Consider the following 16,901-nt stretch of genomic DNA (forward strand, 5'->3'; position numbering starts at 1 on the left):
CCACCGTTCCTCCTTAATAGGGGGGCGGGGGAAGTGCCCCGCCCCGTCGCTCTCTTCTACTATGCATCAGGGGGTGTGAAGAGGGTAAGTACCTTCAGCACATTGATCAGTACACCGGTAAGGATGGCGGCTACGGGCCCGATGGCCAGGCGGTTCACCGGAAGCCCGGCGGCCTCGTTCAGCACGATAATGGCGGCGACGACGAAGTAGCCCAGTCCCGGAGCCATGGCGTTGCCTGCGATCATGCCGCCCACGAGCAGGGCGATCTCCAGCACCTTGGTCATGGCGGTGCGGATGTGCTCACCGGCCTGCCGCACGCCCGGGAACCGGTCGAGGAAGCGGGCGATCCAGTCGAGCAGCATCACTTCGATGAAGATCATGACGGCGCCGAGGAGCGCGGCCACGATCCAGTGCGGGGAGAAGAAGCCCACCGCGAAGACGAAGGTCATGCCGACCGGGCCGTAAACGCCCGTTGCAATGGCGGTCGTGGCAACCAGCGGCACGAAGCCGATGCCGCGCGCCAGGGCGGCGATGGCGGCGTCGGTGATATTCCCCTGTGCCGCCAGGTTGAGGCTGATCGGGTCGCCGGCGACGGCGCCCAGGTTGGCGGCGGCGGCGACCAGCGCGCCCATGATGGAGAGGACGATGACGTTCTGCTTGATGCGCTTGACGCGGTCGGAGAAGACGGCGGCCAGGCCGGTGTCCGCGCTGACCTCGGCCTTCTCACGGGCCGCATAGATGAGCAGCAGGATCATGCCGACGACCAGGGCCGAACCCTCGGGGTTCAGGTTGATGCTGGCGGAACCGACCGCGATGGGGCTGATGCGCACCACCAGCTGGCGGACCAGCATCTGCAGGACGAAGGTGATGGCGCCCGGCTTCCAGCCGTGGTGGAGGGCGATGGCCAGGGCCGGGAAGACGGCAAAGGCCGTGACGATGGGGGCGCTGACCTGGCCGAGGGCGTCCAGGAAGTTGACGGGCAGCAGGGCGAAGGCATCGACCAGCGCCTGCAGGCCGACGATCAGCAGGGCGCCCCAGGCGGCGCCGAGCCCGGCGGCCAGCCACTTGTTGGGCGAGGATGTACCGATGATGTCGGTGGCCAGGAAGACACTGTGGATGAGGATCAGCTGGCTGGTGAGGGAGAAGGGGATGCCGAATCCGATGACGAGGCCGAAGCTGAGGGCGAAGGAGGTGAGCGCCAGTTCCCGGCGCTTCATGCGCCCTTCCAGGAACTCAGGCATCAGGGGGCGGAGACCGTCGTTGAAGACGGCAATGCCCTGCTGGGACAGGTAGGCGGCCAGGCCGCCCATCAGGGCCGCGACCACTAGCTGAAGCAGATCCACGCGTCATCTCTCCTTTACTGCTTCCTTGCGGCTTCCACCGAAAGCCGGAGCACGCGGAGGACCGTCTCGGCGCCGGCCCGCATGGGGTTGACCCTCAGCAGGAACGGAGCCAGATCCGGTCGGTCGGCGAGAAATGTGCCTGATGCGCGGTAGAACATGGCAGAGACCTCATAACGGGATTCGGCGCCCACCGGGTAGGGGGCGGCCCCGTACTGTGGGGCTGCGGCCAGGACCTTGTCGGCGATCGGCTCGGCCAGCTGAATCAGGGCCACACGGGACTGGGCGCTGGCCACCGCTGCCGCAGCCACTCCCGGAACTTCGCCTGCGTTCAGTCGATCAACCACCTCCTGCACCACCTGCGCCTGCAGGGCCAGGGCCACGGGGGCATAGACCAGCGCCCGCAGGGCATCCATGGCCTCGGGCCCCTGAACCTGGAGTCCGCCGGAATAGGCCGCGCGGTGGATGCGCTCCACCACGTCGGCCGCGCCGACGACGCATCCCACGCCCTCAGGCCCCAGGAGTTTGAAGAGGGAGAAGGTCGAGGCCGTGGCCCCCAGCTGAACGCCGATCCGCGGCACCTTGCAGACGGCGTAGTTGTCGTCGGTGATGATGGGCAACCCGGGCGCCGCCTTCCGCAGGGTGCGAATGACCTCGCCGAGGTCATAACGGTCATCCATGCGCTGCCGGGTGTGCTGAACGAGCGCCAGGTCGGCCTCAGGGGCCTTCCGGGCCAGCTCGTCCGGATCGTGGAAGTCGGCCTGGAGCACCTCCAGCTGCATGGCTTCGAGCGTGCCGCGGGTGGTCGAGTAGACCGGCGCCCGGTGAACGAGGATCCGCCTTCCGCCGGGCACGGCCTGCAGGGCTGCCCGCAGCGCCCCCGTGCCTGCCCCCCGCACCAGGGCGGCGTCCTCCGCGCCGAAAAAGTCGGCGAGGACCCGCTCCACACGAGCCGTCGTCCGGGGGCGTCCCAGGCCGGGTACCACGCCCAGGTCGCCGGCCTGCAGGACCGCGTGGCCGTCGAAGTGGGTGTGGATCAGGTCGACCAGCCGCCACTGCAGGGCGGTGGCCTCGGCCAGGGAGAGGGCGGGAAGGGGGTGTGTCACCAAGGGCATCAGGCCTGGCTCCTTTCGATGATCGCGCGCACGATCAGCGGCACCGCCTGCTCGGCGTGGTCGGCCGTGAAGGCGAACGCCTTCACGCCGTTGGCCACGGCGTTGCGGATCTCATCTTCCTTCGGGGGACGGCCCGGCATCGAGACCGTTAGACACTGTGCCTTGCCGAGCATGGCGATGGCCATGGCCAGCCCGCCGCCGCCGGTATGGCAGGCGCCCAGGTAGTAGTCCGCCTTGCCGGTCTTCACCTGCATCGCGGCCTCAAGGTCGCTGTGCTCCGTGACCTGGACGGCGTCGCCGCCGACCTTGCGGACCAGCTCGGCCACCTTCTTCTTGTCGACCTGGCCGCCTATGGCGAAGCGAATCAACTCAATCCACCCCTTCCATTCTACAGTTTACTGTATATTATACGGAGGACAAGTGGGTATGGTCAATGGATTTTGATGAAACGACTCCTGCACTTTAGTGCTCAGGCCACTCTGTGAGCCCTGGCTGTCGGCCGATGAACAGGCCGCCCTTGAGCACAAGAATGTGTAAGGATAAGCTGTAATATGCGTGACAGAAGTGAGAGGAGCCTGGCGAGGATGATCTATCTGGAGACGGGCAGCACAGATCCCTACTTCAACCTGGCCTTTGAGGAATACGTCTTCGAGAAACTGGACCCGACCCGGTCGTACTTCATCCTGTGGCAGAACGAGAACACCATCGTCGTCGGCAAACACCAGAACACGTACGAGGAGATCAACCAGCGGTACGTGGAGGAGCACGGCATCCGGGTGGTCCGGCGGCTTTCCGGAGGCGGGGCGGTCTACCACGACTCCGGCAACCTGAACTACACCTTCATCGTGGATGACGACGCCGCGCCCGACTTCAATTTCGCCGTCTTCACCGTGCCGGTGATCAAGGCGCTGGAGCGGCTCGGGGTGAAGGCGGAGTTCACGGGCCGCAACGACCTCACGATCGACGGGAAGAAGTTCTGCGGGACGGCGCAGTACGTCAAGCGGGGGCGCATCATGCACCACGGCTGCATCATGCTGGACTCCAACCTGGAGGTGGTGTCCAACGCCCTGAAGGTGCGGCAGGCCAAGTTCCAGTCCAAAGGCGTGAAGTCGGTGCGCAGCCGGGTGACCACCATCAACGCCCATGCGCCCCGGCCCATCACCATGGAGGAGTTCAAGGGGCTGCTGACGAGCTACATCCTGGAGGCCGAGGGCCTGCAGCCCATGGAGCTCACCCCCGGGCAGCTCGCCGATGTCCGGCGGCTGCGGGACGAGAAGTACGCCACCTGGGAGTGGAACTACGGCGCATCGCCCGCGTACGACGTGCGGCTGGAGCAGCGCTTTGACGCCGGGCTGGTGACCGTATACCTGCAGGCGGAGAAGGGGCGCATCCAGGCAGTGAAGATCTACGGCGACTTCTTCAGCGCCGGGGAGCTTTCCGAGCTGGAGGACGCGCTGGTTGGGCTGCCTCTGGACCAGAACCTGGCGGCGGCGCTGGAGCCGCTGGACGTAGGAAGGTACATCCAGGGAATCACCGCGCAGGACCTGGCCCGGCTGCTCATGGGATGACCGCGCAGGGCGAAAAAAGCCCGACGGGCGACTTGCCCGTCGGGCTTCCCTGTGGAAGGCGGCAGCCCAGTCGGCGCTGCTACCCGATCTTGTAGGCGACCCCGAAGCCGCCCAGCGGATACCGCCACTCGATGTTCCGGTGGACGCAGGCGATGCGGCAGGTGCCGCACTCGACGCAGTTCTCGTAGGCCACGTGGACCTCGCCGTCGCGGAGGGTGTAGACCTCGGCGGGGCAGAACGTCAGGCACGGCTTGCTGCAGTCCCTGCACACGGCCTGGTCCGTGATGACCAGGTGCGATTCAGTGTCGCAGCGGTAGCGGATGGTAAACAGCAGATCCTCAATCGACGTGCTCATTCGTTGATCGCCCTCCATCCCCGGCTGGCCAGGCGCAGCAGGCCCCAGGCGCCGCCCGCCATGCCCTTGATGTTTTGCGCGATCTGGCGCTGGTGCTCGGTCTTCGGCCGCTCATCGACGTTGAACCACTCGTAGAGGCAGTCGTTCAGGGCCTCGGGCATCCTGCCCATGAGCAGTTCCTTGTGTTCGTGCAGGAAGGCCGGCAGCCGCTGGTACTTGGCCAGGTCCCGCTGGATGAACGAGGCCTGCACGGCCCGGGCGTATGCCTGGAAGCCCTCGGGCGTGAAGTCGCCTGACCGGGCCATGGTTACCACCGCCTCGCCGGCCATCCGGCCGGACGCGGCGGCCAGGTTGGTGCCCTCGCGGTGCACCGCGTTGACCATGCCGGCCGCGTCGCCGCAGATCATCCAGCCCGGACCGGCCAGCTTCGGCATCGCGCGCAGCCCCCCTTCGGGAATCAGGTGGGCGGCGTACTCCTTCAGCTCTGCGCCCTGCAGCAGCTTCCGCAGCGCGGGATGCTGTTTCATCGCCTCCAGCAGCTCGTACGGCCGGGCGCCGGTCGCCATCAGGTCATCGACCATGATGCCGAGGCCCAGCGACAGGGAGTCCTTGTTGGTGTACAGGAAGCCGAGCCCCACCATCCCCTGGCTGGGGGCGCCCAGGATCTCGATGGTGGCGCCTTCGTCCTTCTCGAGCCCGAATCGGTCTTCGATCTTCTCCCTGGGCAGGGCGAGGGTCTGCTTGACCACGAGGGAAAGTTCGCCGGGGGAGAGCTCCGGGCGGGCGCGAAGCTGCTGGGTCAGCAGCGAGTTCGCGCCGTCGGCGATGATGACGGCCTCGGCGTACACGTCGCCCTCGTCGCGGTCGGTGCGCACCCCGATGACGCGGTCGCCCTCCATCAGGAGCTCGGTGGCGGTGGTCTCGCAGATGATCAGGGCGCCGGCCTCCTCGGCCTGCTGCGCAAACCAGCGGTCGAACTTCGCCCGCATGGCCGTGAAGTTGTTGGGCTTGCCGTCGAGGTACCGCCGGCTGCGGTGGCCGATCTTGACGGCGCCGTCTCCGTTCAGCAGCCAGTAGTTCTGCTCGACGATGGGCCGCTCCAGCGGCGCCCGGGTCCACCACTCGGGTATGAGCTCCTCAAAGTGGTGGCGGTACAGCACGCCGCCGAAGACGTTCTTGGCCCCGGGAAACTCGCCCCGCTCGATCACGATGACATTCAGGCCCCCGCGCGCCATGGTCAGCGCCGCGGCGGTGCCGGCAGGCCCCGCGCCGACGACGATGGCGTCAAACCGTTCGCTCACCTGGATGCACCTCCCGTCGCGGCCGCGGCCGGCTTGCCGGCCGACACCGCCTTAATCAGTTCCGGCACGACCTCCTGCCAGTCGCCGACGATGCCGTAGTGGGCCACGTCGAAGATGGGCGCGTTGGGATCCTTGTTGATCGCCACGATCACGTCGGAGCCCGTCATGCCGATGGTGTGCTGCACCGCACCGGAGATGCCGACGGCGATGTAGAGCTTCGGCCGCACGGTCTTGCCGGTCTGCCCCACCTGGTGGGCGTGGGAGATCCACTCCTCGTCGACACACGGCCGGCTGGCCCCCACCACGCCCCCGAGCAGGTCGGCCAGCTGCTTCAGCGCGGCAAAGCCCTCCGGTCCGCCCATTCCCCGGCCGCCGGCCACAATGACCTCGGCGTCCTCCAGGTTCACCCGGTCTTCGTCCTGGTAGAACTTCAGGACCTTGGTGGCGATGTCGTCTTCCTTCATATCGAAGGGCACGCGGATGATCTGGCCGGTGCGGCTGTCATCGCGGGGCAGGGCCTCGAAGATGCCGGGCCGGGCAGTGGCCATCTGGGGCTTGTACTTCTTGCACAGGATCGTGGCCATCAGCTTCTCGCTGAAGGCGGGACGGGAGGCCAGGAGCAGGCGGGACGGGTTCGGCTCCACGTCGAGCATGGTCGTGTCTGCGGTGAGGCCCGTGGGCAGGTGCGTGGCGATGGCGCCGGCCAGGTCGCGCCCCTGGTACGTGGCGCCGATGAGCACGATCTCGGGCTTCACCTGGCGGATGACGTCCAGCGTCGACACGCTGTAGGGTTCGGTCCGGTACTCCCTGAGCACGGGGTGCTCGATCAGGTAGGCGCGGTCGGCCCCGTAACAGATGGCCTCCCGGGCCAGGTGCTCGACCTGTTCGCCCTGAACCAGGGCGTACACCTCGGCGCCGATCTTCTCGGCCATGCGCCGGGCCTGCCCGATCAACTGCCAGCTGACCGGCTTGGCGACGCCGTCGCGCTGCTCCACCCAAACCATGATGCCCTGGTACTCAAGCTCCATCTGTCATGCCCCCTCCTCTGCCGACCATCCGAGGCGCTCCGGCAGGTCCGTGGCCCACAGCGCCTCCCAGAGTTCCGCGGCCCCGTCCACGTAGGTGGTGTCGACCTTCCTGACCTCGGGCACCCACGACCGGGAAACGACGGTGGGCGAGCCCTTGAGGCCGATCTTCGTGACGTCGATGTCGGGGAAGTCGGCCACGGTCCAGACGATGGGCTTGTACCGGGCGGCGGCGATCATGCCCGGGAGCGACGCCCGGCGCACCGTGTTGATCTCCTTCAGAACGGTGAGCAGCGCGGGCAGGCTGGTCTCCACGACCTCCAGCCCGTCTTCCAGGCGGCGCTCCACCCGGATCCGGCGGCCTTCGACGGCCACGATCTTCTCCACGTAGGTGAGCTGCTGCAGGCCCAGCCGGCAGGCGATGCCCGGTCCCACCTGGCCGGTGTCGCCGTCGAGGGTCTGCTTTCCGGCAATCACCAGGTCCACCGGTCCCCAGGTGTCGGCGGCCTTCCGGATGGCCTCGGCCAGCACGTACGACGTCGCCAGGGTGTCTGCCCCGCCGAACTTCCGGTCCGTGACCAGCACGGCGTCGTCAGCTCCCAGGCTGATCGTCTCCTTCAGGGCCTTCTCCGCCATCGGCGGCCCCATGGTGATCACGGTTACGCGTCCGCCGTGCTGCTCCCTGAGCTGGAGGGCGGCTTCGAGACCGTGCAGATCGTAGGGGTTCACGATGGAGGGAACGCCTTCGCGGATCAGCGTGCCGGTCTTGGTGTCGATGCGGATCTCCCGGCTGTCCGGCACCTGCTTGACGCATACAACGATGTGCACCCGGATCCCCCTTTCGACAGAAATGAGCGTTCTTGTACTACCGTAACGCTTGTGGAACAGAAGCGGCAGTCTCCTTTCGGATAGTATGTGAGCCATTTCACAAGCATGGCGGTACTAGTGCGTGGGGTCTGAAGCGGTCCTGACGAGAGCAAAATGAAAGACCCCTGCCGCGCCGGCGCAGCAGGGGTGGAAGGTTGGCGGTAAGTGACCAAACCCCGCCAGTCATGTGACTGACGGGGCCTTGGGCGTCTTCGCGGTTTACCGTCCCACGAACATCTGGGTGAACATCATCCCGTACGGGCCACCCTCGACGATGCCGATACCGACGTGGGTGTAGTTGGCGTTCAGGATGTTCGCCCGGTGGCCGGACGAGTTCATCAGAGCGGTGTGGGCCCGCTCGACCGTCTGGTTGCCGGCGATGTTCTCGCCCGCGGTGCGGTACGAGACGCCGTGGGCCTTCATCATGTCGAACGGCGAGCCGTAGGTGGGCGAGTTGTGGTCGAAGTAGCCCCGGTTGATCATGTCCTGGCCCTTCATCCGCGCCAGCTTCGTCAGCTCCAGGTCAGCCTGCAGGGGCTGGAGACCGGCCTTGGCCCGCTCCTGGTTGACCAGGTTCAGCATCTGCTGTTCGGCGGCGGTCAGGCCGTCGGCCTGGAGCTGGGCCTGGGGCTCCGCCGGCTGCACGGGCTGCTGGACCTCGGGCTGCCGGGGCTGCTGCGCCTCAGGCTGCTGCATCTTCGGCTGCGGCTGCTGGGCGGTGGTCTGCGGAGCAGACCACCGCAGGTTGAGCCACGTGAAGTAGCGGTTCAGCCGGTTCGAGGCGTTGTGGCGCACAGGCGCCTGGCAGGTGGTGATGTATGTGGTGGCGGCTGAGGCCGGAGCAGACATGGTGAGTGCAGCGGCGGTCACGGCGAGGGCCATGGCGAGCCCCGTAAGCCTGGTGAACTTCATGTTTCGCTCCTCCTTTTTCTGTCGTGACTTGGCGATGCCACAGAAGGGAGGAGGTGGCCTCCTCCTGCAACGCTTACGGGGTTAGCTGTCGGACGCGGGCGGCAGGAGTGTCGCCCGGGCAGCGGTTGCACTGCGCTTTGCCCCTGATGAACCTGGGTCCCCCGCTTCCGAATGAGGAATTCAGCGTGTGTGGGCGTCCGAAGTCGTTTTCTAGCGTAACGCATGTCAGCAAAATACGTCCATGTATAATGTATGGCTAAAATGCTACATACCTTCCAGAACCGCGTGGCCGTTTCCAGCGATGGCACACTCTTGCAGGTGATCATTGCGCCGCCGGCGAATCTCCCCATCGATCAGCAAAAACTACGGACCAGAGGTTGCCGCCCGGCAATAGAGGAGGTTGTCGCCCATGGACGCCAGGCGCATGACGCGCAGAGAATTGGCTCGGATGATCGACCACACGCTGCTGAAGCCCGATGCGACCGAAGCGCAGATTCGCCGGCTCTGCGACGAGGGGCGGGAGCACCAGTTCATGGCGGTCTGCGTCAACCCGTACTGGGTGCCGCTGTGCGCGGAACTGCTCGCAGGGACCGATGTGCGGGTCGGCACGACCATCGGCTTCCCGCTGGGAGCCAGCCGCACCGAGATCAAGGCCGTCGAGGCGGAGGATGCCGTGGCCCGCGGGGCCCGGGAAGTCGACATGGTGATCAACGTGGGCGCGCTGAAGTCCGGCCGGCGGGATGTGGTGCTGAACGATATCCGGGCGGTGGTTTCGGCCGTTTCCGGTGAGGCCCTGGTCAAGGTGATCATCGAGACAGGGCTGCTGACCGACGAGGAGAAGGTGATCGCCTGCCAGCTCGCCCAGGAGGCCGGCGCCGACTTCGTCAAGACCTCCACCGGGTTCGGCACCGGCGGCGCCACCGTGGAGGATGTCGCGCTCATGCGCCGCACCGTGGGTCCCGACATGGGGGTGAAGGCCTCCGGCGGCGTGCGGGACCTCGCCACCGCACTGGCGATGATCGAGGCCGGGGCCACCCGCATCGGCGCGAGCGCCGGCGTTGCCATCCTGGCCGGGCTCTCCGAGGAGCCCGGGTCCTGACGCGTGGACAGCGTCCGCGAAATGATGAAGCCCCCGTGACAGGCGTCACGGGGGCCGCGCATGTCAGGAGGCTCGCGTTAAGAGCCCACCACCACCCGGTTGCGGCCGGACTCCTTGGCCCGGTAAAGCGCAGCGTCCGCCCGGTTGACCCACGCTTCCACCGTATCTCCGGGATGGTACGGCGCAACACCGAGACTGATGGTCACCCGCAGAAAGCGTTCGCCGAGCTTCTGGTGAACGGCCTCAGCGATTCGCTGGGCGAGCTGGTAAGCCTGCGCGGTCTCGTTCACACGGGCGAGGATGATGAACTCGTCGCCGCCCCACCGCCCCACCGTGTCGGTGGCGCGCAGGGCCTGGCGCACCTCGGTGGTGACCGCGCGCAGCGCCGCATCGCCCGTCTCGTGGCCGTAGGTGTCGTTCACCTGCTTGAAGCGGTCCACGTCGAACATGATCATCGTGGCGGGCTGTCCGCCCTCTTCCGCACAGCGGATCTCCTGTTCGATGAGCGCGTACATCTGCCGCCGGTTGGGAATGCCCAGCAGGGGATCCGTGTGGGCCAGGTTGGCCAGGGACTGGGCGATCTTGCGGGTCTGGTGGTACTGCTGCTGGATCTCCGACCAGGCGAACAGGAGCCAGAGCAGCACGGCGTTGGCCAGGTAGAACTGCGCCAGCGGCCCGAACAGGATCGGATGCGCGCCTTCCAGGCCGCTCCTGTACAGGTGGACGAGGCCCAGGGCGAGCAGGCCGAGGTAGATGGCCGTTCCGATCCAGGCCGCCCGCCGGGTCCCGACGATCAGCATCAGGCCGACCAGCGAGACGGAGACCCACGGGCTCAGGCTGGCAAAGCGCCGGAGGGCCACGGAGTCGGCGGAGAACAGGCCCAGGTAGAGCAGCGTGAACAGCCCGACGGCGATGCCCGCCGTCAGGACGGCCTCCACGAAGCGCAGGCTCCGCCTGCGGCGCCACAGCAGCAGGGCCAGCAGGAGGGTGAGGGCGGCCCCGGCGAGGAGCAGGCCCGACGCTTCCTGGCCGCTGCTTCTGAGGAGCAGCCATTCAATCAGCGCCGCTGCTGAGGCAACAGGAAGCGCGAGGAGCAGAAGCGATCGCTTCTTCTGCTCGAGTGGGCTGTTCCGTGCCACCCTCTCACTCCCTTCACCTCAGGGCGTGAATATGTGGACAGAGGTGGGAAGCACCCCCACCTCCGCGATACTTCTTCATCTTTCGTTATAGCATGACAGTCACGCATATGCAACAGAGTATATCTAGCTATGTAGCCGACTGGGGATGGCCCGGCTTCCGGCGCACAGAGCGCACGGTGTTGGCCAGGAACAGGAGCAGGGCGACAACGTTCAGGACGACCGCCCACTGGCGTCCGGGCAGCCACTCCAGCAGCCCCGCGCCGACCCGCAGCAGCAGGGAGAGGTGCAGCAGGATCAGGTGGCTGTAGAACCAGGGGGTGAACACCATGCGCACCCCCAGCACCGCCGGGAAGATCACCGGCGCGTGGCCGAAGATCATGCTGAAGACAAAGCCGAGGAAGAGCGCGTGCAGCGCCGCGTCGTAGACGCCGCCGTAGATGAAGCCGTGCCAGAGCGCGATGAGGCCGCCCGCCAGCAGCCAGAAGTAGCCCAGCAGCATGCAGTGCGCGATGAAGCGGGTCAGCCCCTGCGCGCGCACGGTGCGCCGGGCGATGTCGTACTGCAGGAGCCAGAGAGAGACGGCGGCCAGGCCGAGACCGGTGACCCGCCAGCCCAGGCTGTAGTTCCCCGGTGCGATAAACGCGCCCGCGACGACCACAGCCAGGACGATCAGGAGCGCAGCGGTACCGGCCCGGCTGATGCGGAGCAGCCGCGTGAGCTCCAGCCGCTCGCCGGCGATGGTCAGGACGAGGAAGCCCGCCCATGCCGGGACGACGTGGGTGATGGGCGTGCCGAAGAGCCAGAACAGGTTGCCGCCCAGCCACACCGCCGCCGCGAGGGTCAGCACGTAGTTGAACAGGGCAGGCTGCAGCCGGACAATTTGGATGAAGAGAAGGATAAGCACCACGCTGCTCAGTGTGATGCTGAGGGCGCCGGCCACAGGGGGCGCGCCGAAGATGATCAGGAGTCCGCCCAGGGCCGCCAGGGCGGGCGCGGCGAACATCCAGGCCCGGCCCATCGCCATGGCCCGTTCGAGGCCGATGACGGTGCCCAGGAAGCCGGCGATCATCAGCGGGCCGTGGCCTCCCGAGAGCGTGGGGGTGAGGGGGGGCAGGGTCAGCCCGATGCGGAGCATGCCCGCCCACAGCGCCGCGAGCAGGGTGAAGATGCCGAGAAGCAGCAGGGGGAAGCGGACCGGATTCGGCCGCGGCGGTGAAGACATGGTGAGCCCCTCCAATTGCTTTGAGACTTATTCTCAGTATCCCCGCTGAGCCCCGGGCGTAAAGTGACCGCTATCACATCGACGTGTTATGATGAGTGCATGACGGCGGAGGTGGCCACGTGGCACTGTATAACGTAGATGGCATCGTCATTCGGGTGCGCAACTTTCAGGAAGCCGATAAGATCGTGGTGCTCCTGACCCGGGAGGAGGGCAAGGTGGAGGCGGTGGCCCGGGGCGCCAGGCGCCCCCGCAATCGCTTCGCTGCCGCCACGCAGCTCTTTTCGCACGTGCGGGCCCAGCTGTTCTCCGGCCGCAGCCTCGACACCCTGAGTCAGGTGGAGATCGTCGAATCGTTCCGGCAGCTCAGGGAGGATCTGGTGCGCATGGCCTACGCCACGTACGCGTGCGAGCTCATCGACGCCCTGCTGCCCGAGCGGCAGCGGCAGGAAGCGCCGTATCTTCTGCTCCTGACCAGCCTGCACCTGTTCAACGAGCCCGACCGGGCCCCCGAGCCGCTGCTGCGGGCCTTCGAACTGAAGCTCCTCTCGATGCTCGGTTTCCGCCCGAGCCTGACCGAGTGCGTCGGCTGCGGCGCCGAGGAGGTGCAGCAGGGCGGCGCCGTGCGCTTTGCGCCGGTGCTCGGCGGGGTGCTCTGCCCGCAGTGCTCGGCGGAGGGTGAGGGGGCGATGCGGCTCTCGCTGGGGGCCCTCGAAAGCATGAAGCGGCTCCTGGACGGCGACATCCGCCGCGCACATGTGATCCGCCTCTCGGGCGAGGTCGCGGCCGAAATCGACCGCGCGCTCACCGCCTACATCCTCGCCCGCACCGAGCGGCGGCTCAAATCGAAGGAATTCCTGGACACGCTGCGGTCTAACCCGTGAAGCGGCTGAACCGCGGCGGAGGGCGGGTCCCGGCTGTGGGTGCAGCCGGGGCCCGCCCTTTCTGTCCGGGTACTATGACAAGGCATGGGAATTCGATGTATCGAACGGTTCGAAACTGATGTCCGTCCTATGAGGAAATCGACGATCCGAGGCTGAGAGGTGATCCACATGCAGAATCTCATTCGCCTCTGGTTCAGCCGCCTCGGCATGATGCTGGCCGCCGGGATGCTGGTGATCGCCCTGGCCTGGCTCCCCGCCGGCGTCGTCTGGGTGGAAGGCGACGGCCTGCCGCTGGGTGTGGTCTGGAGCGAGCGGACTGAGCCCATGCAGCACTTCATCATCCAGCCTGCACCCGGTGAGGCCGCACGGGCGCGCGCCCACTGGTCGTTTTCCCAGTACGGGAGCGCGGTGATGACGTATCTGCGCGAGCTGATCACGGGCCAGGTGATCGATCACGCCTATCAGTGGCGGGACACGGGTCCGGTGTACATCCCGCAGCCCGTGCTGCCCCAGGTGCGGGAGCGCGCGCTGGTCTCGCTGCGCCTGCTCTCCCGGGCCCTGGGGCTGGGAATGGGCGCGGGGGTGCTTCTCGGCCTCCTGAGCCTGCGCCGGGGGGCCTTGCGGGGGGCATCCCTGGGCCTTTCCGTGGCAGGCATGGCGGTGCCCGACTTCCTGGCGGTCCTTCTGCTTCAGATGCTGACCATCTTCACGCACCGGGAGTTCGGGGTGCGGCTGTACTCCGTGCTGGGCCCCGACGGAGGCGAACGGGGGTGGCTCCTGCCCTTGCTGGCTCTGAGCCTGGGGCCCATGGCCTATACGGCGCGGCTGGTGGCCAGCGGCCTCGACGAGGTGATGCGGGCGGAGTACATCCGCACCGCCCGGGCCAAGGGCCTGCCGGAGATCACGGTGGTGGTGAAGCACGGCCTGCGCAACGTGCTGGTGCGGGTGCTGGGAGGCCTGCCGGCCATGATCAGCATCGCGCTCTCCAGCCTGGTCGTGATCGAGGTGCTCACCAACGTCAGCGGCCTCGGGGCCGCCCTGATGTCGGGCTGGTCCTCGCGGCTGGTGGCCACCACGGGGCTCGTCTTCTGCATCTGGTTCGGCCTCGTCGACGGCCTGGCCAACACCCTGCGCATCCTGGCCAATCCGCGCCTGAGGGAGGGGTCGTGATGCGGCGCATTCCCCCTTCCCTCGTCATCGGACTCGTCATGCTCGCCGGCCTCGGGTTGCTCCTGGTGCTGCCCGTCTTCTATGATCTACCCCATCCCCAGCAGGGCGTGCTGCTGCAGTTCGAGGGGACGCGGCTGGCGGCTCCGCCGTACCGGCCGGGACAGCTCGGCTACCCGCTGGGCTCCGACCTGGTGGGCCGCGACTACCTGTCCCGCCTCGTCCACGGCGCCCGCACGACGCTGGGTCTCGCCCTGGCCATCAGCCTCATCCGCTTTGCCGCAGCGCTGCCGGCGGGCCTGTGGGCCGGATGGCGGCGGGGCTGGCTCGCCGGGGCGGTGCAGGCCGCTGCCACCGGGTTCGGCTCCCTTCCGACGCTGGTCCTGGTGTTCATCGCGATGCGGGGCGTGTGGCCGCTCCTCGCCGGCAGCGGCGGATGGATGATGGCCTACGTGGCGATGCTGGGTCTGGCCGGCGCACCCCGCATCGCCGAGCAGGTGCGGCGGCGGACCGAGGAGATCATCCTGATGCCGCACGTGGAGGCTGCGCAGGCGATCGGCGCCCGCCCGGCGCGGATCGTCTGGCGCCACGTGCTGCCCGTCATGCGGGGCGACCTGCTGGTCATGGCGCCGTCCGAGATGGCCTGGGTCCTCATGATCATGGCGCAGCTCGCCCTGTTCGGCATCCACCCGGGCGGTGAGGTGCAGATCGAGACCATTACTGGCAATGTGTATACTGTTGAGTACATGGCAGAATGGGGACAGATGCTGGGGACGAACCGCGCCTTCCTGCTGCAGTACCCCTGGCTGCCGATCTACCCGGGGCTGGCCCTGGGCCTCTCCGCGGCCACCTTCCACCTTCTCGCGGAGGGGCTGCGGGAACGGGATTTGCAGCTCAGATAGGTTGACCGCGGGCGCCTGACAGGCCGTTTTCTACGGAACACGAAGCGCAGGTGAAGTCGAACTCATGGGGCTGTGGTCTTCGGTGGTGAAAGACTGGGGCGTGCGCATCGGGCTTCTGGGCCTTTCCGCCGTGATCGTGGTGCTGGTGGCCATGCTGCCGGAGGGCGTGGTGGTCACCGGCGAGTACACCCCGCCCGGGAGCCTGGGAGAGGTCCGGACCGACGCGACACAGAAATTCCGGATCGAGCCGGTGCCCGACGCGGGCGCCCAGTTCACTTACAGCTGGTCGCCGGCGCAGTACCGGGAGGGGATTGTGACCTACCTGCAAGGGCTGCTGGCCGGCGACCTGACGGTGCAGCGCTGGTACGGCACGGCGCAGAGCGTCCTGCCGCTGCTGCCCCTGCTCCGGGAGACCTGGTGGCTCTCCTTCCAGCTCTTCGCCGCGGCCCTGCTGACGGGCATCGTCCTGGGCCTGCTCCTGGGCGGGCTGGTGCTGGGCAGCCGCGGCGCCCGCGCCTTCTCGCTGGGGCTCTCGGTCCTGGGCGTTTCGGTGCCGGACTTCCTGCTGATTCTGCTGGGGCAGATGCTGACCATCTGGTCCTACCGGAACTTTGGCGTCCGCCTCTGGTCGGTGCTGGGGGTGCAGGGCGGCGAGCGGGGGTGGATCCTGCCGCTGGTGGCTCTGTCGATCATCCCCATGGCCTACACGGCCCGGCTGATTTCGACCGCGCTGGATGAGGCGATGCGCGAGGACTACATCCGCACCGCCCGGGCCAAGGGGGTGCCCGAGGTGCTGGTGGTGCTCAAGCACGCGATGCGGGGCGCGCTGCCCCGGGCCCTGAACGGCATGCCGGCGATGCTCAACGTCACCCTCTCCAGCCAGCTGGTGGTGGAGGTGCTGACCAACCACTACGGCATCGGGTCGGGGCTGATGCGCGGGCTCAGCTACGGCCAGCCCCATGTGGTCGCGACCATCGGGCTGATCTTCTGCGCGTGGTTCGTGGTGATGGACGGGCTGGCCGTCACGCTGCGCGCCATGGCCAACCCCCTGCTGAAGGGAGGGGGCGCCGGATGAGGCGGCTGAACTTGCCGCTGCTGCTGGGGCTGCTGCTGGCCATGGGTCTTGCCGTGCTGCTGGTGCTCCCGGAGGTCGTCTCGCTGCCGGATCCGCACCTGGGGGCCTACATGCAGATGGAAGGGAAGCGGCTTCGTCTGGCGCCCTTCGCCCCGGGGGAGTTCGGCTACGTGCTGGGCTCGGACATGGTGGGAAGGGATCTGCTCTCCCGCGTGGTTTACGGGGCCCGGTACACCCTGGGGCTGGCGGCGGCGGTGATCTTCCTGCGGGCCGCGGTGGCCCTGCCGGCGGGCCTGCGGGCCGGATGGCTCGGGGGGCGCGCAGGCCGGCTCGTCCAGACCCTGGCGGTGGGCTTCGGCTCCATCCCTGCCCTGGCCCTGGTCGCCATGACCCTGGGGGGACTGCGCTGGCTCCTTCCGGGCGAGACGGGCTGGCTGGCGGTCTACGTGGCCATGCTGGTCCTCTCCGGCGCCCCGCGCATGGCCGAGCAGGTGCGCCGGCGGACCGAGGAGATCCTGGTCATGCCGCACGTGGAAGCCGCCCGGGCCCTGGGGGCCACCCCGCGGCGCATTCTGCTGCGCCACGTGCTGCCGCTGATGCGCGCCGACGTCGCGGTGATGCTCTCCTCGGAGATGGCGTGGGTGCTGCTGCTGATGGGGCAGCTGGCGGTGTTCGGCATCTACGTGGGAGGCACCGTGGCGGTGCGCGGCGACGGGTGGGTGCGCCACATCGAGTACCTGCCCGAGTGGGGGCAGATGCTGGGGGCGAACCGCCACGCCATCCTGGGCTCGCCCTGGATTCCCTTCTACCCGGGCCTGGCCCTGGGGCTCTCGGCGGCCGCCTTCCACCTGCTGGCCGAGGGCTTCCGCCTGCGGGGGCTGCGGAGAGGATGAGGCCGGGGAGACGGAGGCGGCCGGACCCCTGGATGGGGGC

The 16,901-nt window shown here is 67.8% G+C and carries 17 protein-coding genes and 1 riboswitch; of the genes, 7 read left to right on the forward strand and 10 right to left on the reverse strand.

What is annotated here, in order from left to right:
- Positions 1-59 precede the first annotated feature (59 nt).
- From ACZ45O_RS16950 to ACZ45O_RS16960, 3 genes are read right to left on the reverse strand one after another with little or no spacing between them, the layout of a single operon-like run.
- Positions 60-1,343 (reverse strand): YhfT family protein, encoded by a 1,284-nt coding sequence (locus ACZ45O_RS16950; RefSeq protein ID WP_464854595.1) that lies wholly within the window; start codon positions 1,341-1,343, stop codon positions 60-62.
- A 14-nt stretch (positions 1,344-1,357) separates the two neighbouring features.
- On the reverse strand, positions 1,358-2,455 hold the full coding sequence (locus ACZ45O_RS16955) for an aminotransferase (protein ID WP_464854596.1): 1,098 nt from the start codon (positions 2,453-2,455) through the stop codon (positions 1,358-1,360).
- Positions 2,455-2,823 carry a DUF2620 domain-containing protein gene (locus tag ACZ45O_RS16960; protein ID WP_464854598.1) on the reverse strand — a complete coding sequence of 123 codons (369 nt, stop codon included), beginning with the start codon at positions 2,821-2,823 and terminating at the stop codon, positions 2,455-2,457. The genes ACZ45O_RS16955 and ACZ45O_RS16960 overlap by 1 nt, the downstream gene beginning before the upstream one ends.
- Before the next feature lie 216 nt (positions 2,824-3,039).
- Between ACZ45O_RS16960 and ACZ45O_RS16965 the strand changes: the two genes are divergently transcribed.
- Positions 3,040-4,023: a lipoate--protein ligase gene (locus tag ACZ45O_RS16965; protein WP_464854599.1), complete on the forward strand. Its 984-nt coding sequence runs from the start codon at positions 3,040-3,042 to the stop codon at positions 4,021-4,023.
- A gap of 79 nt (positions 4,024-4,102) precedes the next feature.
- On the opposite strand, the gene ACZ45O_RS16970 is transcribed toward ACZ45O_RS16965, so the two are convergent.
- The 5 genes from ACZ45O_RS16970 to ACZ45O_RS16990 all read right to left on the reverse strand — a co-directional run bounded on the left by ACZ45O_RS16970 (position 4,103) and on the right by ACZ45O_RS16990 (position 8,483).
- The gene (locus tag ACZ45O_RS16970; RefSeq protein ID WP_464854600.1) at positions 4,103-4,378 is read right to left on the reverse strand and encodes a ferredoxin family protein; all 276 of its coding nucleotides are present in this window, start codon (positions 4,376-4,378) and stop codon (positions 4,103-4,105) included.
- Positions 4,375-5,679 (reverse strand): FAD-dependent oxidoreductase, encoded by a 1,305-nt coding sequence (locus tag ACZ45O_RS16975; RefSeq protein ID WP_464854601.1) that lies wholly within the window; start codon positions 5,677-5,679, stop codon positions 4,375-4,377. Before ACZ45O_RS16975 ends, ACZ45O_RS16970 begins: the two co-directional genes overlap by 4 nt.
- On the reverse strand, positions 5,676-6,707 hold the full coding sequence (locus tag ACZ45O_RS16980; RefSeq protein ID WP_464854603.1) for an electron transfer flavoprotein subunit alpha/FixB family protein: 1,032 nt from the start codon (positions 6,705-6,707) through the stop codon (positions 5,676-5,678). Before ACZ45O_RS16980 ends, ACZ45O_RS16975 begins: the two co-directional genes overlap by 4 nt.
- Positions 6,708-6,710: 3 nt before the next feature.
- Positions 6,711-7,532, reverse strand: a complete 822-nt coding sequence (locus ACZ45O_RS16985) for an electron transfer flavoprotein subunit beta/FixA family protein (RefSeq protein ID WP_464854605.1) — start codon at positions 7,530-7,532, stop codon at positions 6,711-6,713.
- Between the two features lie 258 nt (positions 7,533-7,790).
- On the reverse strand, positions 7,791-8,483 hold the full coding sequence (locus tag ACZ45O_RS16990) for a CAP domain-containing protein (protein WP_464854607.1): 693 nt from the start codon (positions 8,481-8,483) through the stop codon (positions 7,791-7,793).
- A gap of 55 nt (positions 8,484-8,538) precedes the next feature.
- Positions 8,539-8,679, reverse strand: a riboswitch (cyclic di-AMP (ydaO/yuaA leader).
- A 228-nt stretch (positions 8,680-8,907) separates the two neighbouring features.
- Here ACZ45O_RS16990 and deoC point away from each other — a divergent pair.
- Positions 8,908-9,582: a deoxyribose-phosphate aldolase gene (deoC, locus tag ACZ45O_RS16995; protein WP_464857822.1), complete on the forward strand. Its 675-nt coding sequence runs from the start codon at positions 8,908-8,910 to the stop codon at positions 9,580-9,582.
- A gap of 77 nt (positions 9,583-9,659) precedes the next feature.
- Here deoC and ACZ45O_RS17000 read toward each other — a convergent pair whose 3' ends face one another.
- Both ACZ45O_RS17000 and ACZ45O_RS17005 read right to left on the reverse strand, forming a co-directional pair.
- Positions 9,660-10,721, reverse strand: a complete 1,062-nt coding sequence (locus ACZ45O_RS17000) for a GGDEF domain-containing protein (RefSeq protein ID WP_464854609.1) — start codon at positions 10,719-10,721, stop codon at positions 9,660-9,662.
- A gap of 127 nt (positions 10,722-10,848) precedes the next feature.
- The gene (locus ACZ45O_RS17005; protein WP_464854611.1) at positions 10,849-11,943 is read right to left on the reverse strand and encodes a hypothetical protein; all 1,095 of its coding nucleotides are present in this window, start codon (positions 11,941-11,943) and stop codon (positions 10,849-10,851) included.
- A 119-nt stretch (positions 11,944-12,062) separates the two neighbouring features.
- On the opposite strand from ACZ45O_RS17005, the gene recO reads away from it, so the two are divergent.
- The 5 genes from recO to ACZ45O_RS17030 all read left to right on the forward strand — a co-directional run bounded on the left by recO (position 12,063) and on the right by ACZ45O_RS17030 (position 16,861).
- On the forward strand, positions 12,063-12,824 hold the full coding sequence (gene recO / locus ACZ45O_RS17010) for a DNA repair protein RecO (RefSeq protein WP_464854613.1): 762 nt from the start codon (positions 12,063-12,065) through the stop codon (positions 12,822-12,824).
- Positions 12,825-12,992: 168 nt separating this feature from the next.
- Positions 12,993-13,994: an ABC transporter permease subunit gene (locus tag ACZ45O_RS17015; RefSeq protein WP_464854615.1), complete on the forward strand. Its 1,002-nt coding sequence runs from the start codon at positions 12,993-12,995 to the stop codon at positions 13,992-13,994.
- Positions 13,994-14,893: an ABC transporter permease gene (locus ACZ45O_RS17020; RefSeq protein ID WP_464854617.1), complete on the forward strand. Its 900-nt coding sequence runs from the start codon at positions 13,994-13,996 to the stop codon at positions 14,891-14,893. Before ACZ45O_RS17015 ends, ACZ45O_RS17020 begins: the two co-directional genes overlap by 1 nt.
- 64 nt (positions 14,894-14,957) lie before the next feature.
- Positions 14,958-15,968 carry an ABC transporter permease subunit gene (locus ACZ45O_RS17025; protein ID WP_464854618.1) on the forward strand — a complete coding sequence of 337 codons (1,011 nt, stop codon included), beginning with the start codon at positions 14,958-14,960 and terminating at the stop codon, positions 15,966-15,968.
- Positions 15,965-16,861 (forward strand): ABC transporter permease, encoded by an 897-nt coding sequence (locus ACZ45O_RS17030; protein ID WP_464854620.1) that lies wholly within the window; start codon positions 15,965-15,967, stop codon positions 16,859-16,861. Before ACZ45O_RS17025 ends, ACZ45O_RS17030 begins: the two co-directional genes overlap by 4 nt.
- Positions 16,862-16,901: the final 40 nt, after the last annotated feature.

The organism is Symbiobacterium turbinis (assembly GCF_055383075.1).